This window comes from Haloferula sargassicola, assembly GCF_040362925.1.
In the GTDB taxonomy this organism is placed as follows: domain Bacteria; phylum Verrucomicrobiota; class Verrucomicrobiia; order Verrucomicrobiales; family Akkermansiaceae; genus Haloferula; species Haloferula sargassicola.
On record NZ_BAABRI010000015.1, the window covers coordinates 68,064 to 93,577 of the forward strand.

The 25,514-nt window shown below is 63.9% G+C and carries 18 protein-coding genes and 1 tRNA gene; 8 read left to right on the forward strand and 11 right to left on the reverse strand.

Annotated elements, in window-relative coordinates; translation table 11 throughout:
• Positions 1-6: 6 nt before the first annotated feature.
• Positions 7-1,575 (reverse strand): glycogen synthase, encoded by a 1,569-nt coding sequence (locus ABXH26_RS13660; protein ID WP_353567638.1) that lies wholly within the window; start codon positions 1,573-1,575, stop codon positions 7-9.
• 100 nt (positions 1,576-1,675) lie between these two features.
• Here ABXH26_RS13660 and ABXH26_RS13665 point away from each other — a divergent pair, with 100 nt between their 5' ends.
• On the forward strand, positions 1,676-3,052 hold the full coding sequence (locus ABXH26_RS13665; RefSeq protein ID WP_353567639.1) for a dipeptidase: 1,377 nt from the start codon (positions 1,676-1,678) through the stop codon (positions 3,050-3,052).
• Between the two features lie 11 nt (positions 3,053-3,063).
• On the opposite strand, the gene ABXH26_RS13670 is transcribed toward ABXH26_RS13665, so the two are convergent.
• Positions 3,064-4,611 (reverse strand): pyridoxal-phosphate dependent enzyme, encoded by a 1,548-nt coding sequence (locus ABXH26_RS13670; RefSeq protein ID WP_353567640.1) that lies wholly within the window; start codon positions 4,609-4,611, stop codon positions 3,064-3,066.
• Positions 4,612-4,657: 46 nt separating this feature from the next.
• Positions 4,658-5,278: a bifunctional 4-hydroxy-2-oxoglutarate aldolase/2-dehydro-3-deoxy-phosphogluconate aldolase gene (locus ABXH26_RS13675; RefSeq protein ID WP_353567641.1), complete on the reverse strand. Its 621-nt coding sequence runs from the start codon at positions 5,276-5,278 to the stop codon at positions 4,658-4,660.
• Positions 5,279-5,406: 128 nt separating this feature from the next.
• Between ABXH26_RS13675 and ABXH26_RS13680 the strand changes: the two genes are divergently transcribed.
• Both ABXH26_RS13680 and tpiA read left to right on the forward strand, forming a co-directional pair.
• A complete protein-coding gene (locus ABXH26_RS13680; protein ID WP_353567642.1) occupies positions 5,407-6,603 on the forward strand; it encodes a phosphoglycerate kinase in 1,197 nt (398 codons plus the stop codon).
• A gap of 38 nt (positions 6,604-6,641) precedes the next feature.
• Positions 6,642-7,412, forward strand: a complete 771-nt coding sequence (gene tpiA / locus ABXH26_RS13685) for a triose-phosphate isomerase (RefSeq protein ID WP_353567643.1) — start codon at positions 6,642-6,644, stop codon at positions 7,410-7,412.
• Positions 7,413-7,553: 141 nt separating this feature from the next.
• Here tpiA and ABXH26_RS13690 read toward each other — a convergent pair.
• A tRNA-Lys gene (locus tag ABXH26_RS13690) sits at positions 7,554-7,629 on the reverse strand.
• Positions 7,630-7,792: 163 nt separating this feature from the next.
• Here ABXH26_RS13690 and gpmI point away from each other — a divergent pair.
• On the forward strand, positions 7,793-9,337 hold the full coding sequence (gpmI, locus tag ABXH26_RS13695; protein WP_353567644.1) for a 2,3-bisphosphoglycerate-independent phosphoglycerate mutase: 1,545 nt from the start codon (positions 7,793-7,795) through the stop codon (positions 9,335-9,337).
• Positions 9,338-9,423: 86 nt separating this feature from the next.
• Here gpmI and ABXH26_RS13700 read toward each other — a convergent pair whose 3' ends face one another.
• A complete protein-coding gene (locus tag ABXH26_RS13700; protein ID WP_434783429.1) occupies positions 9,424-10,206 on the reverse strand; it encodes a ParA family protein in 783 nt (260 codons plus the stop codon).
• A gap of 124 nt (positions 10,207-10,330) precedes the next feature.
• On the opposite strand from ABXH26_RS13700, the gene ABXH26_RS13705 reads away from it, so the two are divergent.
• Positions 10,331-13,273, forward strand: coding sequence for a DEAD/DEAH box helicase (locus ABXH26_RS13705; RefSeq protein WP_353567645.1), 2,943 nt, complete (start codon positions 10,331-10,333; stop codon positions 13,271-13,273).
• Positions 13,274-13,428: 155 nt separating this feature from the next.
• Here the strand turns inward: ABXH26_RS13705 and ABXH26_RS13710 are convergent, their stop codons facing one another.
• The 3 genes from ABXH26_RS13710 to ABXH26_RS13720 all read right to left on the reverse strand — a co-directional run bounded on the left by ABXH26_RS13710 (position 13,429) and on the right by ABXH26_RS13720 (position 16,152).
• Positions 13,429-14,145 carry a hypothetical protein gene (locus ABXH26_RS13710; protein WP_353567646.1) on the reverse strand — a complete coding sequence of 239 codons (717 nt, stop codon included), beginning with the start codon at positions 14,143-14,145 and terminating at the stop codon, positions 13,429-13,431.
• A gap of 238 nt (positions 14,146-14,383) precedes the next feature.
• Positions 14,384-15,262, reverse strand: coding sequence for a hypothetical protein (locus ABXH26_RS13715; RefSeq protein ID WP_353567647.1), 879 nt, complete (start codon positions 15,260-15,262; stop codon positions 14,384-14,386).
• Positions 15,259-16,152, reverse strand: a complete 894-nt coding sequence (locus tag ABXH26_RS13720) for a hypothetical protein (RefSeq protein ID WP_353567648.1) — start codon at positions 16,150-16,152, stop codon at positions 15,259-15,261. The genes ABXH26_RS13715 and ABXH26_RS13720 overlap by 4 nt, the downstream gene beginning before the upstream one ends.
• A gap of 57 nt (positions 16,153-16,209) precedes the next feature.
• Here ABXH26_RS13720 and ABXH26_RS13725 point away from each other — a divergent pair, with 57 nt between their 5' ends.
• Together ABXH26_RS13725 and gltB are read left to right on the forward strand one after the other, a co-directional pair.
• Positions 16,210-17,052 (forward strand): alpha/beta hydrolase, encoded by an 843-nt coding sequence (locus tag ABXH26_RS13725; RefSeq protein WP_353567649.1) that lies wholly within the window; start codon positions 16,210-16,212, stop codon positions 17,050-17,052.
• Between the two features lie 165 nt (positions 17,053-17,217).
• Positions 17,218-21,894: a glutamate synthase large subunit gene (gltB, locus tag ABXH26_RS13730; RefSeq protein WP_353567650.1), complete on the forward strand. Its 4,677-nt coding sequence runs from the start codon at positions 17,218-17,220 to the stop codon at positions 21,892-21,894.
• A 587-nt stretch (positions 21,895-22,481) separates the two neighbouring features.
• On the opposite strand, the gene ABXH26_RS13735 is transcribed toward gltB, so the two are convergent.
• The 3 genes from ABXH26_RS13735 to pssA form a co-directional block, all read right to left on the reverse strand.
• Positions 22,482-23,273, reverse strand: coding sequence for a hypothetical protein (locus ABXH26_RS13735; protein ID WP_353567651.1), 792 nt, complete (start codon positions 23,271-23,273; stop codon positions 22,482-22,484).
• An 82-nt stretch (positions 23,274-23,355) separates the two neighbouring features.
• Positions 23,356-23,931: an N-acetylmuramoyl-L-alanine amidase family protein gene (locus tag ABXH26_RS13740; RefSeq protein ID WP_353567652.1), complete on the reverse strand. Its 576-nt coding sequence runs from the start codon at positions 23,929-23,931 to the stop codon at positions 23,356-23,358.
• Positions 23,932-23,993: 62 nt separating this feature from the next.
• Complete coding sequence (gene pssA, locus ABXH26_RS13745; RefSeq protein ID WP_353567653.1) at positions 23,994-24,857, reverse strand: CDP-diacylglycerol--serine O-phosphatidyltransferase; 864 nt, start codon at positions 24,855-24,857, stop codon at positions 23,994-23,996.
• A 73-nt stretch (positions 24,858-24,930) separates the two neighbouring features.
• Here pssA and ABXH26_RS13750 point away from each other — a divergent pair, with 73 nt between their 5' ends.
• Positions 24,931-25,479 carry a rhodanese-like domain-containing protein gene (locus ABXH26_RS13750; RefSeq protein WP_353567654.1) on the forward strand — a complete coding sequence of 183 codons (549 nt, stop codon included), beginning with the start codon at positions 24,931-24,933 and terminating at the stop codon, positions 25,477-25,479.
• The last annotated feature ends 35 nt before the right edge of the window (positions 25,480-25,514 follow it).

A 25,514-nucleotide genomic window follows, 5' to 3' on the forward strand; every position in this document is an offset into this window, starting at 1 on the left:
CTCCCCTCAGGCCTTGCTCGAGGCACGGACCGCGGGGGCCTCGGCCTCAGAGCCCGCCACCGGGCCGGAGACCGAGCGGCCGAGCATCCGCTCGTAGGTCCGGATGTATTCCGCGGCGGTCGCCATGTGGTTGAAGCGGTTTTTTGCCTCCCGCATGATCCGCTGGAGCTGGGCTTCCTTCACGTCCCACGGCAGGCGGTGGAAGTGCATGGCCTGGTCGATGCCCCAGCGCAGACCTTCGGAATTGAACACGTTGAACAGGAAGCCATTGCCGCGGTCCTGATCGACTTGCAGCGGCTCCACCGTGTCGTGCAGTCCGCCGGTATCGTGCGCGATGGTCAGCGAACCGTATTTCGGAGCGATCATCTGCGGCAGGCCGCAGGGCTCGAACGAAGAAGGCATGAGGATGAAATCCGAGCCCGCGAAGCCCATCCGGGACTGGCGTTCGTTGAAATCCGTGACCGCCACCCGATGGCGGATGCCGTGCAAGTCGGCGATGTGGTGGAAGTGCGGCTGGAAGGTACCGCTGGCGATGACCGCGATCTGCAGGCCGAGGTCTGAGTAATCGCTGATCACCGAGTGCAGAATGTCGGTGACGAGCTGGCAGCCCTTCTGCACGGGATCGAGGCGCGAGGGCCAGAACAGCATCGGCGCGTCGGGGTTGACCTCGAGGCCGAGCTCCTGCTGGAGGCGCATCTTGTTGGCCCGCTTGCCGTGCATCACGGTATCGACGGAGTAGTGGTCCTCGATGAACTGGTCCTTGATCGGGTTGTAGGACGGGTCGGGCGCGTTGAGGATGCCCGAGGCGCAGCCGGCGTTGCACTTCGACCATAGCTCGTGGCGGATGTGGCCGGGAATGTGGTCGTGCAGGCCATCGACGACCTCGCTGAGGAACTTCGGGCTGACCGTGTTGACGTGATCGGAGGCGAAGATGCCGGTGGTCAGCAGGTCGACCACGTTGAAGGCCCGGCTTTCCTCGTAGCTCTGCGGCGGGCGGGAGAAAAACAAGTACTGCCAGAACTCGGCGGCATCGATGCCGCGGTCCTCGATGGCCTCCATGGTGGTCCGCTCGGTGTGGATGTTGTGGAGGGTGAAGAGCGACTTCATCCCGAAGCGCTTCGCCACCGCCGGGATCAGGCCGGTCATCCAGTCATTGCAGTGGATGAGGTCCGGCCGCACCTGAGGCAGGATGTGATTGATCACCTCCCGCTGGAAGGCCAGGGCCAGGGTGTGGTTTTCCGTGGAGCTGTAGACCCGCGAGCGGTGATAGAAGACGCGGTCCTCCGCCAGATGGATGCGCTGCTCGGGCAGCGCGCGGCTGACTTTTCCGAACTCGTAATCGTGGACGCTGGCGATATCGAGGTGGAACATCCGCCGGTAGTTCGGCAGGGCCACATGGACGTCGGCCCCCTGGTCGTAGAGCGCCTTGACCAGTGAAGCGGACACGTCCGCCATGCCGCCGGCCTTGGCCGACAAGCGCTGCGCGAGGTTGCCCATGCCATCCGGGAGGTAGGTGATCTCCGGAGTGACGACGAGGATGCGCGGGCGTTTGGGGTCGGCGGGGATGGTGCTCACGGGGCGTGGATCGGAAAAGGGAAGGCGTTTGGTTACGAAAGGTAGGGCCGCTCCACGTTTCGGGCAAAGCCTAAAGGCTGCCAGCATTTGAAAATGCGGCGTGGGTTTCGCCTTGTCGCTCCGCCGGCGTGCGGGCAAGAAGCGGACCATGACGCACGAGCTGGAGCAGTTGTTCGAATTCCTTCGTTTTCCCAGCATCTCGACCGACTCCCGCCATGCCGGCGACGTCCGTGCCTGCGGCGAGTGGCTGGTGGCCAAAGCCGGCGAACTCGGACTTTCCGCCGAACTGCATGATACGCCGAAGCATCCGGTGGTCCTCGCCCGCAACGTTCACCAACAGGGCCGCCGCCATGTTCTCATCTACGGCCATTACGACGTGCAGCCGGTCGATCCGCTCCACCTTTGGACCAGCGATCCTTTCCAGCCCGAAATCCGCGACGGCCGCATCTGGGCCCGCGGCGCGACCGATAACAAGGGCCAGATGTTCGCCCACTTGTTGGGGGTCGGGAAAACCATGGCCGCCGCCGGAGACCTGCCGGTCAACCTGACTTTCCTCTTCGAGGGCGAGGAGGAAATCGGCAGCCCCAACCTGGCCGGATTCCTCGAGCAGAATCGAGAACTGCTGGCCTGCGACGTGATCGCCGTGTCGGACACCGGCATGGTGGCTCCCGGCACGCCGACACTCGGCTATGGATTGCGGGGCATCACCTGCGGCGAGCTGATCGTCCGGGGTCCCGCGCGCGACCTGCACTCAGGGCTTTTCGGCGGAGCCGTGATGAATCCGGCGACGGCGGTGGGGCAGCTCATCGCCAGCCTGCACGATGCCGACGGCCGGATCGTGATCGACGGGTTCTACGACGATGTCCGTCCGCTCGAAGCGTGGGAACGTGAGATGTGGGCGGCCGTGCCCGGCGTTTCCGAGGAGGATTTCCTCAAGGTCACCGGGGCTCCGTCCCTGTTCGGCGAAAAAGGCTTCACGCCCGCCGAGCAGACCTGGGCCCGGCCGACCGCCGAGGTCAATGGCATGGGCGGCGGCTATCAGGGCGAGGGCTCGAAAACCGTGCTACCTGCCGAGGCGATGGCGAAGTTCTCCTTCCGTCTCGTGCCGGACCAGGAACCGGGCGACATCATCCGCAAGGTGAAGTCGCACTTCGAAAAGCACTGCCCGCCGGGCGTCACGCTCGAGTTCATCCCCGGCCACGACGGCAAGCCCTACCACACCGATCCGCACGGCGAGTTTGGAAAGGCCGCCCAAGAGGCGCTGCGGAAGTCGTTCGGCCAGGAACCGGTGCTGATCCGCGAGGGCGGCAGCATTCCCATCGTCCAGAGCTTCCGCGAGATCCTCGGCGCCGACACCCTGCTGCTCGGCCTCGCCCTGGCCGATGCCCAGATCCATTCGCCGGACGAAAACTTCCCGGTCGAGAACTTCGAAGCCGGCATCCGGATGAACCAGGCCCTGCTGGAGGAGCTGGCGTAGGCCGGTCCGGCTCAGGCTTTCCGGCCCATCAGCCGGCCCGCGGTTTCGGGATCGAGGGGTTCGCAGAGGCGGTAGCCATCGCCCGAGGGGGTGAGGCTCCCGAGAAAGGCCGTGCGTGCCTCGGGTGAGGGGAATTCGATCCCGATCAGCGCCCGGCCGACCCGCTCGCCGGAACTACGATAGTTGAAGTAGCAGAGGTTTCCCGACTGGGGCAGGTGGGCCCGCAGGAAATCGCGCAGGGCGCCCTCGCGCTCGTAGAAATCGAGCCGCAGGAAGGCCGGATGCTGGAGCAGGTCACCGCGTAGCGGGATGGCGCGGAAACGGATGTCGACGGCGTGATCGCGTTCTTTCCAATCGTATCCTTGGTCCTCGAGGCGAGCCGCGATCTCGTCCAGGCCGGACTCGGACTCGGTCTGCAGGGTGAAGACCGGCCAGGCGTCGGAGTCGTCCGTTTTTCCATACTGGAAATCCACAATGCTGGCCCCGGTGAAGACCGAGTTCAGAAGGCGCAGCATCGAGCCCGGTCGTTCGGGGATCCGCACGCTGAGGGTTCGGGAAAGCGAGCGACCCGCCTCCTGGCCCACGGCCAGTTGGCCGAGCTTGAGGAAATCGATGTTGGCCCCGCACAGGACGACCAGCACCCGCTTGCCCTCGATCCGGGGGCGCTCCTTGAGGGCGCCGGCGAGGCCCATGGCCCCGGAAGGTTCGGCGATGCAGCGCAGGTTTTCCCACAGGCTGCGGATCGCGCCGACCACCTCGTCGTTGGTCACCGTGATCAGCCGGTCAAGCCGAGTGCGGAGGATTTCGAAGGGCTGCGAGCCGATCTTCCTCACGGCGGTGCCATCGCAGAAAAGATCGACCTTTTCGAGCGTCACCGGCTCACCCGCGGCCGCCGCGGCCCCCATGCAGGCCTGGTCGATGCCCTCGACGCCGACGATTTCGATCTCCGGCCAGTAGGTCTTGAGCCATTCGGAAACGCCGGCCGCCATGCCGCCACCGCCGATTTGAAGATAGGCGATGTCGAACGGTCCGTGCCCGGAGAGCACCACCTCATCGGCCAGCGTGCCTTGGCCGGCCATGACGCGGAGGTCGTCGTAGGCGTGGATGTAGGTGGCGCCCGTTTCCCGCCCGTCCGCCAGCGCGGCGGCCATGGCTTCATCGTAGCTGTCGCCGGAAAGGATCACCTTCACCCGCTCGCCGCCGAGCCGTCGCACGGCCTCCACCTTCACCCGTGGAGTGGAGCCGGGCATGTAGATGCGGGCATCGATGCCGAGCTTCGCCGCGGCGAGGGCGACGCCCTGGGCATGGTTGCCGGCCGAGGCGGTGACCACCCCGCGCGGTCGTTCGTCGGGCGTCAGCGCCGCCATCCGGTTCGAGGCGCCGCGCCACTTGTAGGCCTTGATCGGCGAGAGGTCCTCGCGTTTCACCCACACGTCGAGCCCCGGCGCCCCGAGCGGCTCGACCGGCGTGAGCGAGGCGAAGTGATAGACGCGCTCACGGGCGAGCAGGATTTCCTGCCGCAGGCGACGGTTCGGGGACAGGGCGTCGTCGGTTTCCACGCGGGCGAGGCTGTGCCAAACGATGGCCCGCGCAAGTGAAATGGCGTCAGCGGGCGGCCAGTGCCTCACGGGTCAGCCAGGTGATCTCCTCCCAGCGCTTTTCGAGGATCAAGGTGGAGTCAACCATCCAGGTGCCTCCGATGGCGGCCACCACCGAGAGGTCGAGGTATTCCCGCATGTTGGCGCGGTTGATGCCGCCGGTGGGGATGAATTTCACTCCCGTGTGGGCATAGGGGCCGGCCAGGGCCTGCAGCATCTTCGGCCCGCCCGCCGCGCCGGCGGGGAAGAATTTCAGCAGATCGCAGCCGAGGCCGAGGGCTTGCTCCACATCGGTGGGGGTCATCACGCCGGGGGAAAACGGCATGCCGAGCGACTGCGCCTTTTCCAGAACCTTCGGGTTGAGGCCCGGCGCGAGGCCGAAAGTCGCGCCCGCATCCTTGGCACGCTGGACCTGGTCCGGGGAAAGCAGGGTGCCCGCTCCGACGATGACGTCCGGGCAGTGGGAGGCGATGTATTCGATGCAGTCGGCCGCCGCATCGGTGCGGAAGGTGATTTCCATCACGTCCAGACCGCCCTTGAGCAGGGCATCGGCCAGGGGCTCCGCGTCATCCACTCGATCCAACACCACCACCGGGCAAATCCTTCTCTCCAGAATGCGATCAATCATGGCGAACAGAATAACCGAAACTCCATGGTCAATGACAAGAGTTCGTTCCGTCAATCCAGTCATCGCGCGGGGGCGGACCCACCCGATGCTTGACTCTCATCGTGACGGGGTGCAGCACGTCCGCCGCCATGGCCAAACTTTCCATCCAGAATCTCGACGTGAAGGGCAAGGAAGTCCTCATGCGTGTGGACTTCAACGTTCCGCTCAAGGACGGCGCGATCACCGACGACACCCGCATCCAGGCGGCCGTGCCCTCGATCAAGCACCTGCTCGACGGTGGCGCGAAGCTGGTCCTCTGCTCGCACCTCGGCCGGCCGAAAGGCGAGCCCAAGCCCGAGTTCTCTCTGAAGCCGGCCGCCACCCGCCTCGGTGAGCTGCTCGGCAAGACGGTGGCGATCGCCCCGGACTGCGTCGGCGAGGAAACCGCCGCGCTTCGCGCCGGGCTCGGCCAAGGCGAGGTGCTGCTCTTGGAAAACACCCGTTATCACAACGCCGAGGAAAAGAACGAGGCGGACTTCGCCAAGGAACTGGCCGGCAGCGCCGAGATCTACGTCAACGACGCCTTCGGCACCGCCCACCGTGCGCACGCCTCGACCGAAGGGGTGACCCACTACGTTTCGCAGAGCGCCATGGGTTTCCTGATGGCCCGCGAGCTCGAATATCTGGTCGACCAGCTCAAGTCCCCGGAGCGCCCGTTCCTGGTGATCATGGGCGGGGCCAAGGTCTCCGGGAAGATCGACGTCATCAACAACCTGATGGACAAGGCCGATGCCTTCCTGATCGGCGGCGCCATGGCTTATACCTTCCTCAAGGCGCAGGGCTACGAGGTCGGCGACAGCCTGGTGGAGAACGACAAACTCGACCTCGCGCTGGACATTCTGGAAAACGCGAAGAAGCACAACGTCCGCTTCGTCCTGCCGGTCGACACGCTGATGACCCAGGAATTCAAGGAGGGAGCCGAAACCAAGACCACCGGCATCTTCGGCGAGGGTGGTGAAATTCCGGCCGGCTGGGAGGGGATCGACATCGGTGAGAAGTCGATCGAGCTTTTCGCCGGCGAAGTGGCCAAGGCGAAGACCATCGTCTGGAACGGCCCGATGGGCGTGTTCGAGATCGACACCTTTGCCAAGGGCACCAAGGCGATCGCCGAGGCGGTGGCCAAGGTGGATGCCGTCACGATCGTTGGTGGCGGGGATTCCGTGACCGCCGTGAACCAGTTCGGCGTGGCCGATCAGGTGACTTTCATTTCCACCGGTGGGGGTGCCTCACTGGAGCTGTTGGAAGGCAAGGAACTGCCCGGCGTCGCCGCGCTCGACGAAGCCTGATGGCACGAAGGATGCTCATAACCCGCTGACTACCACGCATGAACCGCAAGCCGATTTTCGCCGCCAACTGGAAGATGAACAAGGGGCCCTCCGAGACGGAGGACTTCGCCCGCGCGCTTCTGCCCCACGTGCAGCACCAGACTTTTCCCTGCGATCTGGTCATCGCTCCGCCCTTTGTCTCGCTGGCCAAGGCCGCCGAGCTCTTTGGCAACGTGACCGCCGTGGCCCTCGCCGCGCAGAACTGTTCCGAGTATGACGCGGGCGCCTACACCGGCGAGGTCAGCGCGATGATGCTGAAGGAATTTTACGTCCACTACGTGATCCTCGGCCACAGCGAACGCCGCGCGATCTACGGCGAGACCGACGCCGTGATCAACGCGAAGATGCTCAAGGCCCGCGAGATCAACCTGAAGCCGATCTTCTGCATCGGGGAAACCCTCGAGGAGCGCGAGGGCGGCAAGCTGGAGGAAGTCCTCCGCCGCCAGGTCACCAAGGGCCTGGAGGGCTTTTCCGACAAGGACCTGTCCGAGACCGTCATCGCCTACGAGCCCGTGTGGGCGATCGGCACCGGCGTCACCGCCACCGCCGAGCAGGCCCAGGAGGCTCACGCCTTCGTCCGCTCGCTGATCGGGGAAACCTTCGGCGCCGACGCCGCGGCCAGGATCCGCATCCAATACGGTGGCAGCGTCAAGCCCGGCAACGCCGCCGAACTGATGGCCTGCCCGGATATCGACGGCGCACTGATCGGCGGAGCCGCGCTGGAGGCATCGAGCTTCCTGCAGATCATCGAAAACGGCACCAAGGACTGACCGGCCCGGCCGGACACCTTTTTAAAACGAAGGCCGCGGAGTTCCTCCGCGGCCATTTTCGTGTCCACGCGGCTCCCCGGGTTGGGGATGCCTTGCGCATGAAATGGAGAAGGCCGCCTGCTTCACGGCAGGCGGCCTTCATGGTACCCCGTCTAGGACTCGAACCTAGGACCAAAAGATTAAGAGTCTTCTGCTCTACCAACTGAGCTAACGAGGCGTTTCCGTCACCGTTTGGGCGGCTCCGGGACGCGGAAGAAACGGTGATCGGGAGCAGGTGTCAATGCTGAAGTTGGGTTTTCCTCGATCCCGGAAACGATGTCACTGATCGGTCGCGGATGCCGCTGGACTCACCCGCGGGGCAGGGGTACACGCGCGGCGTCATGTCCAAGAAACCAGTGGTTCTCATCATCCGCGACGGCTGGGGCGAAAACCCCGGCGGCCAGAAGACGGCGAAGAAAGACGGCAACGCGACCCTGCTCGCGAACACGCCGTTTCATGACGAGGTGCTGGACAAGTGCCCGAAGGCCTTCCTGAGCGCCTCGGGCATGGATGTCGGGCTGCCGGACGGCCAGATGGGCAACTCCGAGGTCGGCCACCTGAACCTCGGCGCCGGCCGCGTGATCTATCAGGACCTGACCCGCATCAACAAGGCCATCGCGGAGGGTGAAATGAACGACAACGCCGCCTTCAAGCGCGCGATCAAGCTGGCCAAGGGCAAGAAGAAAACCCTGCACTTCATCGGCCTCGTCTCCGATGGCGGCGTCCACAGCCACATGGACCACCTCTGCGCGATGGTCGGCATGGCCAAGCAGGGCGGGGTTTCCAACATCATGGTCCACGCCATCACCGACGGCCGCGACACCTCGCCTACCGCCGGCGCGGGCTACGTTTCGGAGGTCGAGGACAAGATCGCCCAGCATGGTGCGCGCATCGCCACCGTGGTCGGCCGCTATTACGCCATGGACCGCGACCGACGCTGGGAACGCGTGAAACTGGCTTGGGACGCGATCGTCCACGGCAAGGGTGCCGAAAAGGAGGTGCTCGCCTCCGAGGCGATCGCCGAGATGTACCAGCAGGAGAAGACCGACGAATTCCTGCTGCCGATGGTTTTCTGCAACGCCAACCAGCAGCGTGTGAAGAGCGGCGACGTGGTGATCTTTTTCAATTTCCGCGCCGACCGTGCCCGCCAGCTCTCCGAGGTCTTCCTGCACGAAGGGCGCTGGACGAATTTCAAGGCCGGCCGGCGGCCGAAGGTGCACTACGTGACGCTGACCGAGTACGACGCCGACTACGACTGCGACGTGATTTTCCCGCCCGAACACTACCAGATGGTGCTCGGAGAAACGGTGGCCAAGGCGGGCAAGAACCAGCTGCGCATCGCCGAGACGGAGAAATACCCGCACGTCACCTACTTCTTCAACGGCGGCGAGGAGAAGAGCTTCAAGGGCGAGGACCGGAAGATCATCCCATCGCCGCAGGATGTGGCGACCTACGACCTCAAGCCGGAAATGAGTGCCTCGCAGGTGACCGACACGGTCGTTTCCGAGCTGAAGCACTACGACATGGTGATTCTCAACTTTGCCAACCCCGACATGGTCGGCCACACCGGCGTGGTCCAGGCCGCCATCAAGGCCTGCGAAAAGATCGACGCCGCGGTGAAGGCCGTGGTCGAGGAAACCCTGCGCCTCGGAGGCCAGCTGCTGATCACCGCCGACCACGGGAACTGCGAGTTCATGATCAATGCCGACGGCTCGCCGCACACTGCCCACACCACCAACCTGGTGCGGGTGTTCTATGTGGCGAACGACACCGAAGGCGTGAAGCTCCACGATGGCATCCTGGCCGATGTCGCCCCGACGCTGCTGGACATGATGGGCGTCGCGCAACCCGCCGAGATGACCGGCAAGTCGATGCTGGAGCGATAGGAGCCGGCACGGCCCGTCCCGTGGAAGTGGGGCGGGCTCGGGTGCGGGCGGTTTTGGAAACACCTGCCCTGTGAGGTGCCCTCCTGCTACACTCCGGCCGCGACGCCATGCCGGGCTAGGAACTCCTCGGCCAGCGAGAGATAGCTGGTCGCACCGGTGCCGGTGGGATCGTGCTCGAGGATTGTCTTCGAGTGGCTCGGGGCCTCGCTGATGCGGACGGTGCGCGGGATCACCGTGGTGTAGAGTTCCTGCGGGAAATAGTTTTTCACCTCCTCGATGACCTGGCGCGCGAGGTTGGTGCGGTTGTCAAACATGGTCATCACGATGCCCTCGATCCGCAACGCGGGGCTGGCACCGCTGTCGCGGATCTCGTCGATCACGCGCACGATCTTCGCCAGGCCTTCGAGGCCGTACCACTCGCATTGCAGCGGCACCAGGACTTCATCGGCCGCGGCCAGGGCGGAGGTCATGAGCACGCCGAGGGAAGGGGGGGTATCGAGGATGCAGTATTCGAAAAGGTCGTTCGGCTTCAGTCCCTGGAGAATCCCGCGCAGGCGGGTGAGGTGGTCGTCGCTGCGGGCGAGCTCGATTTCCACACCCGCGAGGTCCATGTGGGAGGGGATCAGCCACAGGCGGTCGCGACCGGTCTCGCGGATGCACGAGCGCACGTCGTGATCGCTGATCAGCGAAGGATAAACCGTGTCCTCGCCCTCGCATTCCACGCCGAGGCCGCTGGTGGTGTTCGCCTGCGGGTCGAGGTCGATCAGCAGCACCCGCTGACCGCGGGCGGCGAGGGCGGCGGAAAGGTTCAGTGCAGTGGTGGTTTTGCCCACCCCTCCTTTTTGGTTTCCGACAGCAACGACCTTCATTTTTTCAGCGAGCGGCAGCATCCCGATCCGCGGGCGGGCTGGCAAACAAAACTCGGCCGAAATCCGTGGGGGCGGGTCGGGCTGTGGGAGTTTGGGAGCGGGATGGATCGGATTCGGGGGATGGATGGGATGGGCGATCGTTTTTGAGCCGTGGTTTTGCTGGTCACGGGTTGGGGCCCGGGGCGAAACAGGCGGCGTGCGCGAGTGGACGACGGAGAGGATCCGCAAGGAGGTCAGCTGGCGGGCCTTCAAGGAGGGCCAGCGGTTGGTGGAAAGCGGTGGCGTGCCCGGGTTCGGCGAGCGCAACGGGATCCTGACCGGCGTGTTCATGCAGGGAAAACGGCGGCTCCGCACCGTGGTGCGCACGGCCGGGGTGTTGGAGGTCGATTGCCAATGCGCCGAAAACCGCTCGTCCGGCGCGGTCTGCAAGCACGCCGTGGCGTTGCTGCTGGCCGCGGCGGATCCCGATCGGGTGCCGAAGGCGTCACCCAAGCGGCCCGAACCTGCGGCCGAGGTGCGCGGACGGGCCTCGGTGGTCCGTTTCCCGCCGCAATGGCCGCGCGCGTTGGCTGCCGGCAGTCTGGCGGTGAGGATTCAATGGGTTGAAGACGAGCCCGACGATGGCGATCTTGCGCTCTGCCGCTGGTGGGCTGAGGTCGGCAAGGCGGGCCAGGAGCCCGGTCAACTTCACCTGAGTGGCGAGGTTCTCGGCAATTTGCTGGCCGCGCTGAGCTTCCACTCCCGGATCGAGGGGCCGGAGGGACCGATCGAGGCGGGAGATCTGTTGCCGGCCCGACTGATGGACAGCCGACGGACCGCGCAGGGCTTGGAACTGGTTTGGCGGCCGGACGGGCGGGTCTGGATTTCGCTGCCGGACTTCGCGGGCTGGGCCGAACCGCGCGGATTCTCGCGAACATCCGGTGAGGCCTTGGCGGCGGAAACGGAGGGCAGGATCCGTGATTTCGTGGAGCTCGGCCGCGTGGTCGTGCCGGAAGGGGCCCTGGCGCAAGAACTCCAGTTCTGGCTCGATCTGACCTCCGAGCCGCGGCCGGGTTGGCTGGCGGGCGTGCGGACGATCGCCCGGCCGCCGCGGATTCGGATCGATTTGGAAGGTTCGATGAACGCCCTCGACGCCCAAATCCGGGTCGAGCCTCCCGATCCCGGGGAGGAAGGTGTGGTGGTGGTCGAGGCGGAAGGGCACCGCGAGCAACTCCTCGCAGCCTTGCGGGAAAACGGTTTCGCGCAGCGGGGAGGGGACCTGTGGGTGATCCGCGACACCGCTGCGGCCACCGATTTCCTGGCCAATCGGCTGGACGGGTGGAAGCAGCGCTGGGAGCTGCGGATCGGGCCCCAATTGTCCCACGTGCTGAAATCACTCCATGTCATCCGCCCGGTGATCGAGCCAACCGGCGGGGGCAGCCTGGCGGTGGAAATCTCCTACCAGACGGGTGCCGGCAAACCCGTCCCGCGGGCAAAGGTCTTGGAACTGATCCGCTCCGGCCGGACCTCGAACCGCACGAAGTCAGGTGCCCAGGTGGTGGTGGCCCGGGAGGTGTTCGAGGACTTCGAGCCGCTCGCCGCCGACCTCGGGATCGCCGGGCCGGAGGGGCGATTGCAGCTCACGCCTGCCCAGTTGCTTGGCTTACGGAGTTTTCGTGAAAACAGCGACAAGCTGCGTCTTTCCAGAGATTCAGATATCCGCGTCACTGAACTAAATGGGTTCGCTTTGCGGGACTACCAATCCGAAGGGGTAAGCTGGCTTGTTGATCGGCTCCTCTCGCTTGGCGGCGCGCTGTTGGCCGACGAAATGGGGCTCGGTAAGACAGTTCAAACCATCGCCGCGATCAGACGGCTGAAGGAGTCCGACGAGAAGTGGAGAGCGTTGGTGGTGGTGCCGAGTTCGCTGCTGGCGAACTGGGAAGCAGAACTTGAGCGCTTCGCGCCCGACCTGCAGGTGGTGCGACTGCACGGAGCGGATCGGGATGCTCGACGTGAAAAACCGGCTGACGTGGTGTTGACGAGCTATGGGACCCTGGTGCGGGACCTGGCGTTCCACCTGCGGGCGGAATACGCGCTGATGGTGTTGGACGAGGCCGGCGCGATCCGAAATCCCGCAAGCCAGACCTCGAAGTCGGTGGCAAAAATCCCGGCCCGTGGGCGTCTTGCGTTGAGTGGAACGCCGGTGGAGAACCGGTTGCTGGATCTGTGGTCCATTTTCCGAGTGGTCGCGCCGGGCCATCTTGGCTCGAAGGATGAGTTCAGCGCGCGCTACGGCGAAGGCGGCGGTGCCGAGGCGAAGCGGCTTTCCGCAAGGATCGCGCCGTTTGTCCTGCGCCGGACCAAGGCTGAGGTGGCGAAGGATCTGCCTGAAAAATCGATTTCGGATGTGGTTCTCGAACTCGGTGAGGACGACCGCCGCATTTATCAGGAGATCGCACTGGCGGGCCTCACGGGGATGGAGTCGATGAAGGATGGTTCCGCCGCGCGAATGCACTTGCTCACGGTGCTCCTGAGGTTGCGTCAGCTGTGCTTGAGCCCGAAATTGCTCAACGACGAATGGGGGCGCGGTGGCAAAACCGAGTGGCTGTCGGACTTCCTTCGGGAACGAGCGGAACGACGTAAGAAGACCCTCGTGTTCAGTCAGTTTGCGGTATTTCTACGGAATGAAGAAAAGAGCCTTGGGGACGAGCATGGCGCCGTCTTTCGGCTCGATGGCTCGACCACAGACCGCGGCGAGCGGGTGAAGCGCTTCCAGCAGCATGCAGGGCCGGCGGTGTTTTTGATCAGCCTCAAGGCCGGCGGGTACGGACTCAACCTCACGGCGGCTGACGCGGTCGTGCACATGGATCCCTGGTGGAATCCGGCGGCTGAAAGCCAGGCCAACGACCGCGCGCACCGGATTGGCCAGGCCTTGCCGGTCACCGTGTATCGCTTGCTGATGCGCGACACGGTCGAGCAACGCGTGCGGCGCCTGCAGGATGCGAAGCGGGCACTCATTGAGGGCCTCAATGGAGGGGAAACCGCCAGCGGCTGGAGCGACGAGGAGCTCGTGGGGCTGCTGCGCTAGCTGCCGGAGCTGCGAGTAGGAGGCAGGCTCAGAAAAAATCAAGGCGGGCCATCTCGATTATAAACCCCGCATTACATACAGAGCTAGAATGACTTGCAGCGATTAAAGGGGGTGGATGTTCCTCTCTCGCATCCCAAACCTCCTACACAATCGAGTCAGGATTCTGAGAGCAACGCCTCCAACTTCTCTTTGACGTCCTCTGTAAACAGTTCGGACATACCGCAAGCCGCACGCAAAATCTGACTCTTGATTTCAGGATCCTTTTCAATCCGAACCCACTCCAAGGCAATTTGTCCCGCTCGCTGCTTTTCCTCACTCGAGACTTCCGCGAGCCCCTCCGAAAGTGACTCGCGCCATAGCGCCATCACATCCCAGGAAACCTTTAGACGAGTTCCAGGATCCTCGATCGATAGCGCACAGACGACAAAATTCCCGGCATACGGATTCTTTACGGCGGCTGATCTCGCAATCCCCGCGGCTAGCACATCGCCCAAATCCCGATTCCGTATGTCCTTGAAATCGATGTAGTTATCCGGACGCTCCAACTCGGCGATTAACGCGCAAACCATTGAACCATACATTCTTCGCTGCTGGGCCGGTAATTCATCCCACACGGATTCCAGCTCCTCAACCGAGCCGACAACGTCTTTCTCCTGAATGCTGGCTTGCAGCACCTTATGAGCCGTCAACATCCTCGGACTTAATTCTCGGTTTGAGATCTTCGGGCCCCACAATCCCTCTTCGTCCTGGTGCGGCCCAGCACGTCGCTTTTCAGCTACCACAGCCGTATCGACGCCGGGCTCATGCGATTTTTTGCAAGACGTGACCACCGTTACTAAGGCAGCCAAAAGCATCAAACGGCGAGGATTCATGACAATCGCAGGAGCTTAACCAGTTACATCGATTCCAGCACCGACGCCGAGGCGTTAGCCCTTCCTAGATAGGGCGGCGGAGCCAAGTTCGGACAACCAGGTCGACGCGGATTGTGCCGATAGGCTAGCACATCCCGCCGGGAATAAAACCGCTCCCTCCCGACCATGAATAATTGGATCCAGCCAGCATCCGACGCCGCTCGCACCGCAAACTCGCGCTTGGAACATCGACAGAGAACTAAACACCGTCCAATGACGTCAACCATTTTTCGCGTTCGAGCACGACAGTCTTGTCTAAAGCTGGAATTTCAGATCCTGGAAAATAGCTGTCGATCGCTGATCTCAGGCTCCGATGAAGAACGTCGGAGGCTTCAATGCCTTCAATCACGTGCCTGACCAGCTCTTCATTGTGAGTGTGCAGGTCGCGAGTCAATTGAGCAACAGACCCTGATTGCTTCATTTTCTCTTGTAGCTCAGCTGCCAAGAAGTTCCGGCGATTGAGCATTTCTTTGAACATTAGCAAGTTACTTTGCTCAAGAGAGAGCCGGTGGAGCAAAACGGAATTCGAGGGATCTTCGGAGAGAAACGCCACATTCTTGATCGTGATAGTCTCCAAATGCGGGCTAGCAGGAATCGGACGATCACGCCATTCTGACCAAATCTCGTCTTTTCCTGCGTGGGGTCGGATGAATTCCTTCTGAAATCCCAAGAACCAGAGGTGCCGATCCTCGAGCGAGTACAATGCCACCACCGAAGCGGCGAAATTCTGGGCCTTGGCCTCCTGCTTCTGCTGATCTCGCGACAGCTTGAATGCAAAATATGCGCCAGCGCCTGCGCCCACCGTAGCGGTTATTAAGCCACCGAAAACCTGGAAAATTCCAAGAACTACATCCGCGCACTCTTTCTCCATAATGGCAGAATTGTACCCAAAAAACGAAAATGCCCCGAGGAGGTAGGAGACTCCTCGGGGCGGACTAGCAAGAACAAACTGCTCTTTCAATTCCGCATTACCTACATTGTCACAAGTATAAAGCAGGTCTGAACGGAGCGGGTCGTGGCTCAATGCTTGGTCGGATGACGAGAGCCTTCGTTTTTTGGATCCGAGCCCTTTTCTCAAGGAACGAGCTTTTTGGCGGTGGCCGGGTCCAACGTAAACTGGGTGCTCTCGAAGCCCTTTACCGGTTCACCCTCCTGAGCGATGCGCTCGAAAGCCATGATGGGCTTGGTGCCTTCGATCTCCGACATCAGATAGACTCGCAGCGCGAAGGCTTCCTTACCGGTGGATCCTTCCATCGGCTTGACCGTGTAGGCGATCTCGTTTCGCCCATCGACGGCCCCCCCGAGGATGATCTCGGCTTCCTTGGTGTTGGCGAAGCGATGCCGGCTGATGCGGTTGATCTGGACGTTGATTTCCCGGCCCGGACAGAAAGCGTAGACCTTGGCGATGTATTTGGCGGAATTGACCGCCATCGGCGTGACCGGCACTTGGCCCGAGGCCCTGGCCTCCGGGACCTCGTCGAGGTAGCCGTAGTCGCCGCTCTGAAGCTCCTTCCGGACCGCCGGCAACTCGGCGAGGTTCACGAAGTCGGCGCGGTCATAAAGCCAGCGCCCTCCGCTATGGATGAAGGCCAGCGCCAACAGGTTGTCGGTCGGCTTGCCGTCGATGCCGAAATTGACGGGTCCGAACCAGACGCCCTTGGCGGTGGCCCCCACCTGAGACAGATGGACGAGCTTGAGGCCCTCCAGGGTCGGAGGGGGCACCGGAACCTGGAACACCGCCGCCGGGAAAGGCCGCTTTTCGGAAACGATGCGGTTTTTCACCTCCATCTGTCGATGAGGTGCGGTGAGCGCCTGCCAGGTGCGGGCGTCCTGCTTCACGAAGGCGTTCCGCCACAGGTTGTAGGTCTGGGTGAGCTTCGCGCCGAGCTGCGGATCCTCCGTCTGCGCCAGCAGCGGCGCGGCGAGACCGAGGAGACAAGCCAGGGCGATCGATTTGCATCGCTTCATGGGGAAAAACAGTTGGATATGGGGCGCAGGGAGACAATCTTCCTTTTTCTGCATTCGATGAGCGTTCTATTCCGAGTCCCCCCGATCGGCCAGGCACGGCAAAAAGAGATGATGAAGTCGGCGACTTCGTTCGCCTACCGGGAAACCAGCGAGGGCCCCTTGAGCGCCCATTTCTTCCTGCCGGAAGGCTATCAGGAGGGCGATGATCGTCCGGTCGTGGTCTTTTTCCAAGGCGGCTTCTGGGACAATCCGATGATCACCCAGTTCGTCCCCCAGTGCCTGCATTTCGCCTCGCGTGGCGCGGTGGCGGCGGTGGTGGAAACACGGCTGCAGTCGGTCCACGGAACCGGCCCCTCGGAAGCGATCGAGGACGTGGAGGCCTTCGTCCGCTGGCTGGTGGAGAAAGCGTCCGAGGTGAAGATGATGCTCAACAAGCTGGTCTTCGGCGGTGCCGCGGGTGGCGCGTTTCTGGCGCTGGACCAAGCCTTGCGGGTGCCGGGCAAGTCGCCGGAAATCGTCGGCTACGAAGGCCCGAAGGCGCTGATCCTTTTCAGCGCGCTGGTGAACACCACCAGCGCGGAAGTGGCAAAGCGCTTTCCGGACGCCAGCGAGGCCAAGAAGCTCAGCCCGCTCCGGCGGCCGCGAAAGCACGCGCCGGCGATGATTTTCTTCCACGGCCGGCAGGATCGCCAGACGCCCTTCGCAGATGTCGTGAAGTTCTCCAAGAAGATGCGCTGGCGGAAAAACCGCGTGGATCTGGTCGACTACGAAAAGGCCGACCATTCGTTCTTCAATTTCAACGTGTCCGAGTTCTACTACGACCTCACGATCAAGGCTGCGGATCATTTTCTGGTCGATCTCGGGCTGCTGTCGCCCGATCCCTTTGACGACCTTGCCTGAGTCCGGGGTTTGGCTACGGCAGGCCCGCCTTCGGGGCACAATTCCTGCTTGGCAGCCCATCGCCCCTGCCGTTTATTCCCGCTCCGCTCCGGAAAGGACAATCCGGCCGCGTCGCCGACGGCTCCGGAGCCGCCGGGTCGAGGATCCATCGCCCCAATTTTTTCCATGAACAGCTTCTACCACTCTTCCACTCCGTCTGTCCCCGGCTCGCTCCACACCCTGCGCGAGGAGCACGACAACTGCGGCATGGGCGCGATCGCCCATCTCAACGGGGAGCGGAGCTACAAGGTGCTCGAATACGCCCTCACCTCGGTCAGCTGCATGACCCACCGCGGCGCGGTGGATGCCGACATGAAGACGGGCGACGGCTCCGGGATCCTGTCGCAGATCCCCTACCCGATTTTTGAAAAGGCGGCCAGGGAGCTGGGGGCCGACCTGCCGGGCGAGGAAATCGCCGTGGGCGTGTTCTTTTTCCCCGAGGACGAGGCGGCGATCGCCGACCTGCGGGCCAAGGCCGAGGCCGCGGTGAAGGAGCGCGGGATCGAAATGATCGGCTGGCGCGTGGTGCCGGTGAATCCCGAGGCCCTCGGCGTGCTGGCCAAGGCGACGCAGCCGCACATCGAGCACCTGCTCCTGCGGCGCCCGACCGGAGTCGAACCGGAGGCCTTCGAGCGCCAGCTGTTCCTGGTGCGCCGCCGGATCGAGCTGCAGACCCGCGGCACCAAGGATTTTTACATCCCCACCCTTTCCTGCCGCCTCATCTCCTACAAGGGGCTGGCGATGCCCGAAGCGCTCAAGGGCTTTTACGACGACCTCCAGAGCCCGGATTTTCAAACCGCCATCGCGCTCTATCACCAGCGTTTCTCGACCAATACCTTCCCGGCATGGCCGCTCGGGCAGCCGTTCCGGATGCTGGCCCACAATGGCGAGATCAACACCGTCGAGGGGAACCGCAACTGGCTGTCGAGCCGCGAGGACTACTTCGAGTCGGAAGTCTGGGGCGAGGACATCGAGCTGCTGAAAAACCTGATCCGCGAGGGCGAGTCGGACTCCTCGTCGCTGGACCACGCGCTCGAGGTGCTGGTGCTTTCCGGCCGCTCGCTGGAGCACGCCATGTGCATGCTGGTGCCGCCGGCCTACCGCAATGATGAAGACATCTCCGATGACCTGCGCGCGTTCTATCAATACATCCGTTCGTTTTCCGAGCCATGGGATGGCCCCGCCGGACTGGTCTATACGGATGGGGTGAAACTGTGCGCGTCGCTCGACCGCAACGGGCTGCGTCCATCGCGCTTCAAGCTGACCGAGGACGGCTTGCTCTACATCGGCTCCGAGGCCGGCGCGGTGGTCATTGATGACGCCGAAGTCGTCCGCAAGGGCCGCCTCGGCCCCGGCCAGATGCTCTCCGCCAACACCGCCACCGGCGAGTTCAAGCTCGACCGTGAGATCAAGGAGGAGCTGGCCCAGCAAAAGCCTTATCGCCGCTGGATCGACGAGAACCGGCTCGAGCTGCGGCGCTTCGTTTCGCCGGAGGCACACGCGCCGGACGAGGAAACCGACGCGCTCGAACTTTCGCGCCAGCAGGTCTCGCACGGCATATCCCTCGAGGAGCTGGACATGGTTTTCCCCCCCATGATCAAGGGCGCCCAGGAGGCGGTCTTCTCCATGGGCGACGACATCCCGCTGGCCGCGCTATCGACCTATCCGCGGCTGCTCTACACCTACTTCAAGCAGCGCTTCGCCCAGGTCACGAACCCGCCGATCGATCCCATCCGCGAGTGGGCGGTGATGACCATTTCCGCCGGTCTCGGTCCCGAGCGCAACTGGCTCGCCGAAACGCCCGAGCACTGCAGGATCGTCAACGTCGATGCCGCCATCGTCTTCGAACATCAGGTCGAGCGCATGAAGCACCTCGCCTCGGATGGCTTCCCGGCCACCGTGCTGGACATCACCTGGGACGCCGCCAGCGGTGCCGCGGGCATGAAGGCGCGGCTCGATGAGCTTTGCGCCGAGGCGGAAAAGGCGATCGATGCGGGTTCGAACATCCTGATCCTGTCCGACCGTGGCATTTCCGCGGAGCGGGTGCCCATCCCGTCGATGCTCGCCACCGGCACCATCCACCACCACCTGATCCGCGTGCGCAAGCGGCTGCGGGCCTCGCTGGTCCTGGAATCGGGCGAAGTTCGCGACACCCACCAAGTGGCCTGTGTTTTCAGCGTGGGTGCCACCGTCGTCTGCCCTTACCTCGGTTTCGCCACCGTGCGGCAGCTGGTGGCCGGAGATTTCGCCCGGAAACTCGGCGACGACATGACCGCTGACAAGGCGATGGAAAACTACCGCAAGGCCCTCGAAAAGGGCTTGCTGAAGATCATGTCGAAGATGGGCATCTCGGTGCTCAATTCCTATCAGGGCGCTCAGATCCTCGAAGCCATCGGCATGGGCAAGGACGTCATCGCCGCCTCGTTCACCGGCATGCACTCGAAGATCGGAGGCATCGGCTTCGCCGAAATCGCCGAGGAGTCGCTGATCCGCCACCGGGCGGGTTACACGACCGAAGTGCCTGCCGGCGAAACGCTGGACCTCGGAGATCCGGGCTACAACCGCTTCCGCAAGAGCGGCGAGCGCCACGTGCTGACCACCGAGGTGATCAAGAATTTCCACACCTACGTGAAGAGCGGCAAGCCCGAGGACTACGAGGGCTACGTGAAGGCCAGCCTCGAGAACGCACCGGCCGCGATCAAGGACCTGTTCGAGTTCGTGCCGTCCGGAAGCGGCCCGGTGCCGCTTGAGGAGGTGGAGCCGATCGAGGACATCCGCCGTCGTTTCACCACCGCGGCCATGTCGCTCGGCGCCCTGTCGCCGGAGGCCCACGAAACGCTGGCCATAGCCATGAACCGGATCGGCGCCAAGTCGGACTCCGGCGAAGGCGGCGAGGACATCAAGCGCTTCGGCCCGTATCCGAACGGCGACTTCGCCCGCTCCTACATCAAGCAGATCGCCTCCGGCCGATTCGGAGTCTCGGCGCATTACCTGGTGAACGCCGACGAGCTGGAAATCAAGATGGCCCAAGGCGCCAAGCCCGGCGAGGGTGGCCAGCTGCCCGGCCACAAGGTCAATGCGCTGATCGCCCGCCTGCGCAACACCCAACCCGGCGTGCAGCTGATTTCGCCGCCACCTCACCACGATATCTACAGCATTGAGGACCTCGCGCAGCTGATCCACGACCTCAAGGAAGTGAACCCGCGCGCCCGCGTGACGGTGAAGCTGGTGGCGGAAACCGGCGTCGGCACCGTCGCCGCCGGGGTGGCCAAGGCCAGTGCCGACAACATCCTGATCTCCGGCCACGATGGCGGCACGGCGGCCTCCCCGCTGTCATCCACCAAGCACGCCGGTTCGCCATGGGAACTCGGCGTCGCGGAGGCCCAACAGACGTTGATCATCAACAACCTGCGCGACCGCGTGGTGCTCCGCACCGACGGCGGCCTGCGCAACGGCCGCGACATCGTGACCGCCGCCATCCTCGGTGCCGAGCAGTACAACTTCGGCACCATCGCGATGATCGCGATGGGTTGCGTTTACGTCCGCAAGTGCCACCTCAACAACTGCCCGGTCGGCGTGGCGACCACCGATCCCAAGTGGCGGGCCAAGTTCAAGGGCACGCCGGAGATGGTGATCAACTTCCTCAACGGCGTCGCCCAGGAGGCTCGGGAAATCATGGCCCAGCTCGGTGTCCGCAATCTGGATGAGCTGATCGGGCACCCCGAGTTCCTGCGCCAGCGGGAGATCCCGGATCACCCGAAAGCCAACATGCTGGACCTGGCCCCGATCCTCAAGGACGTGGTCGCTCCGCTGGCGGAGCTGCGGGGCGTGGAGCCGGCCTCGATTTCCCGGATCTGCACCCAGGACCGCAACGATGGCATCTCGAAGCCGCCGCTCGATCTGAAGATCCTCGCCGACCTCAAGAACGAGCTCGGCGTGGAGGCCGATGCGAAGGTGTCGGATGTCCACTACGGACCCGAGGCGATCGACGAGGGGACCTACGAGGCGATCCGGCTGCTGCCCGACCGCGAGCCGGTCACGCTGACCTATGGCGTGGTCAATACCGACCGCAACATCGGCACCCGCCTCGCGGGGCGCATCGCCGAGGTGCACGGAAACCACGGCTTCAACGGTCATACGGCGGTGACGCTGGACCTTTCCGGGTCCGCCGGCCAGTCGCTCGGCTGCTTCATGGTATCCGGCATGCGCATCGTGCTCACCGGGGAGGCCAATGACTACGTCGGCAAGGGCATGGCCGGAGGCGAGATCATCGTCCACCCGCCGGTCGATGCGAAGTTCGAGTTCCACAAGAACTCGATCGCCGGCAACACCTGCCTCTACGGCGCGACGGGCGGCCGCCTGTTCCTTAACGGCCGCGCCGGCGAGCGCTTTGGGGTGCGGAACTCCGGCGCGGTGGCGGTGGTCGAGGGCGTGGGCGACCACGGTTGCGAATACATGACCAACGGCACCATCGCGATCCTCGGACGCACCGGCAAGAACTTCGGCGCCGGCATGTCCGGCGGCACTGCTTATGTCTATGATGTGGACGGCCGTTTCTACTCCCGCGTCAACAACGAGATGGTGGTCGCGCTGCCGCTCAAGCGCGAGGCGGACGAGGTGATGCTGAAGGCGCTGGTCGAGGCCCACCTCCAAGCCACCGGCAGCCCGCACGGCAAGGCGTTGCTCGAAAAGTGGAGCGAGGAAGTGCGTCGCTTCGTTCGAGTGATTCCGAAGGAAAGGGCTGCTCTCGAAGCTGCCGAAGAACAACACGAATCCGCCTCCGAGCCGGTTGCGGTGCGCTGATCGCGGCCAAGTGAGTTCCTCGCCGGGCTGGAGAAATCCAGCCCGGCTTTTTCGTGCCCGGGGGCGGCGGGCATCGACCGCCGGGCGAGGAAGCGGCAGCCCGATCGATAAAGCCAAGGCTGGTGCGAGTTCCCGCGAGCTCGCGGCCTCGGCGGTCTTCACGGGTTTGGGCAAAGCCTCCTCCCCTTCACCGCTGGCCTCCTCTGAGGAACTCCAACCGGCCCGCCCCACCGGCCATCTCTTCCCTCAAGCCCGGCGGTCGATGCCCGCCGCCCCTGTCAGCGCTTCGAAAGAAACAGCACCAGCTCCGCCATGGCCCCGGCGGTTTTCATTGCCTTCACCGATCGCGCCCCCGGTGACCGCGAAATCTTGTCCTTGGGGGCGGCGGGCATCGACCGCCGGACAAGGAAGCGGCAGCCTGACCGACAAGCCAAGGCTGGTGCGAGTTCCCGCGCGCCCGCCACTTCGCGATGTTTGAGAACGCCGCTTCCCCCCTTCACCGCTGGCCTCCTCTGAGGAACTCCAACCGGCCCACCCCACCGGCCATCTCTTCCCTCAAGCCCGGCGGTCGATGCCCGCCGCCCCTGTTAGAGCTTCGAAAGAAACCGCACCAAGTTCGCCATGGCCTCGGCGGTCTTCACCGGCTCACCAGTCCCGCCGCCGGTGACCGCGAAATCCACGCCTTCCGGGATCGATTTCGGCCGCTGGTCCGGCCGCTGGTCGAACCATCGGAACTGCGGTTTTCCCTGCATCCACTGACGAAGCAACCCCGTCTCGCCCGCGGCGAAGACCTCAAGCGGTAGGCCGGCGCTCTCCACCCACAGCACCTGACCCTTTCCCGCCCGGCGGCGCTGCCAGCGGGACAGGGTTTCCTCGCGAGCCGGAGACTCCTGCCGGACGTGCGGGAGAAAGCAAAACTTCACCGGACGAGCAGGCGTTTCCCCGGCCATGGCACCGGCGATCGCCATCAGCGTGGCGACGCCGGAATGATCCTCCGAGCCCGGTTCGAGGTCATACCCCGTGGCCACCCACAGGGCCTGACCTTCGCCTCCTTCGAGCGATGCGATCAGAATCGGCCATTCGCCCTGGGCGGCCCCCGGGAGGCGCTGGATTTCGTAGCCGGCATTCGAGGGGCCGAGGGTGCCCTCGATCATCGCCGCCATGCGGGTCAGGCCCAGCTCGCCCGCGGGTGATCCGAGATGCCGCGGGGTCGCAAAGCGCCGGATCTTTTCCAGGTCGGCGGCAAGGCTCTCGGCTTCGATCGGGAGCGTGAACCGGTGGACTTCCACCTTTTCACCGCCGCGTTCGTGCCAGGACCACCAGGCGATGAGGGAAGTCAGGATCAATCCCAGAGGGAAGCCCACCAGTAGCACCGCCATCCATCGTCGGGTCGACTTTTCCTCCTGCACGCCCCTTCCATCGGACCATGCCGCAGGTCTGACAAGCGAGAGTTCGGCCGGGTCAGCGATAGGCCATCAGAGCATCGTAGATCCCACGCGCTGCGGTCTGCTGGTACCACCGGGTGGCGCAGCGCTGGCGCTCGTTGCGGTTGCTCATGAAGCCGCACTCGACGAGCACCGCGGGGCAACGGGTGTGGACCAGCACGGCGAGGCCACGCTTGCGGATGCCGCGATTGTATGTCTTGAGGCGGGCCGGAAGCCGGCGCTGGATGGCCCCCGCCAGGACGCGGCCCTGATTTCCCCAGTAATACGTCTCGGCGCCGCAGATGCGTGTGTTGCGGGAGGCGTTGAAATGAATGCTCACGAACACGGCGTTGCGATAGCGGTTGGCGATGTTGGCCCGGCCGCGGAGCGAAATGAAGACGTCGGAACGGCGGGTCATCACGGTGCGGATTCCCCGCTTTTTGAGGCAGGCCTCCAGTTCGCGGGCGACGCCGAGGTTGAGGGTCGATTCCCTCACCCCGCCCCAGTAGGCCCCCTTGTCCTTGCCACCGTGTCCGGCATCGATGATCACGGTTGAAAATCGCGCGGCGGTGGCGGCCGACAGCACCAGGAACCCGCAGAAGAGCCACAGCAAAAGACGAAAAGGAGCGCCTCGAAACTTCACGCGAAGCGTTCTAAATAATTAAGGAAATTTAATCAAAAACTTTTTGGATTTTCTTCCTGGGAATCGTCCGCGTGCTCCTCGTCCTCGATCTCCTTCACGATTCGTTTCGGGAGAAACGGTCGCACGACCAATCCGTAGAGAAGATAGGCGCTGAAGAGCATGACGGGCATCACGTAGCGGTAACGCACCGTCACCACCAGAAGCACCACCCCCCCCACGATCACCAAGGGGGTGCCGCGGGTCCGCCAGCCGAGTTTTTTGAAGCTCGGGTAGCGGACGTTGCTGATCATCAGGTAGGAAAGGCACAGCATCGCCCCGGCCAGCACGAATTTCCAGATGCCGAGATCCCGGTCGTTCTCATTCAGATAGATGATGAGGAAGGTCAGCGAGGAAATGAAGCCGGCGGCCATGGGGATCGGAATGCCGCGGAAATCGGTGTCGGAGGGATTGTGGTTGGAAGAGGCGGCGATGCAATTGAAGCGGGCAAGCCGCACGGCGCCGCAAAGCACGTAGATGCAGGCGAGGCCCCAGCCGAGCCCGTCCACGTAGTGGTCGAGCGGAAAGAGCACGGCCTTCGCCATCAGGAGGGAGGGCGCCATGCCGAAGCTGATCACATCGGCCAGCGAGTCGAACTCCCGGCCGAAGGGCGATTCCTTGCCGCCGAGGCGGGCCAGGCGACCGTCAAGGAGATCGAAGATGCACGAGGCGAAGATCAGCATGATCGCCCGCTCGTAAAACGGCTGGGCCAGGGCGAAGTCGTAGCCGGCCTCCTTGCTGGTGGCCACGAGGATGCCTTGGAAGATGGACAGCACGGCGAAGAACCCGCACGCAAGGTTGCCGGCCGTCATCAGGTTCGGCAGAAGATAGATCTTCGGTTCGTCGTCGGTCGCCGGCATGCGGAGGCAACCTGACCCAGCCTCGGACCGGGTGACAGTGGAAATTTTCCGCCGAACCTCCTACGGTGGGCTCATGACGACCTCCGAACTCACTCCGGATTCGCCGATGGCGGACATTCTCGATGCCCTGCCGGGTGCCCGGCGGGCTCTTTTCTCGCGCTACCATCTGGGTGGCTGCCAGAGTTGCGGTTTCGCCCCGCAGGAGACCTTGGCCGGCCTGGCGGCGCGCTCCGGCGGGCATGACCCGGCGGAGATGCTGGAGCACCTGCTTTCCGCGGATGCGCACGACCAGCAGATGCTGATCGGTCCGGCCGAGGTGAAACAGCGTCTCGGCTCGGATACCCCGCCGCTGCTGGTGGACACGAGGACCCGCGAGGAGCACGATGCCGTGCGGATCGAGGGCTCGGTTTTCATGACGCAGGAACTGCAGCAGCAGCTCTTCGCCGGGGATCCGCAGCGGGAGATCGTGCTCTACGACCACCAGGGGCGCCATGCGCTGGATCATGGATCTTGGTTTCAGGGGCATGGATTGAAGCGGACGCGCGTCATGAAGGGTGGCATTGATGCCTGGTCGCGTGAGGTGGATCCCGCCGTGCGGCGCTACCGTCTGGAGGTGGACTAAATCCATGGCGGCGTGAATTATGCCGCGAACTTTCC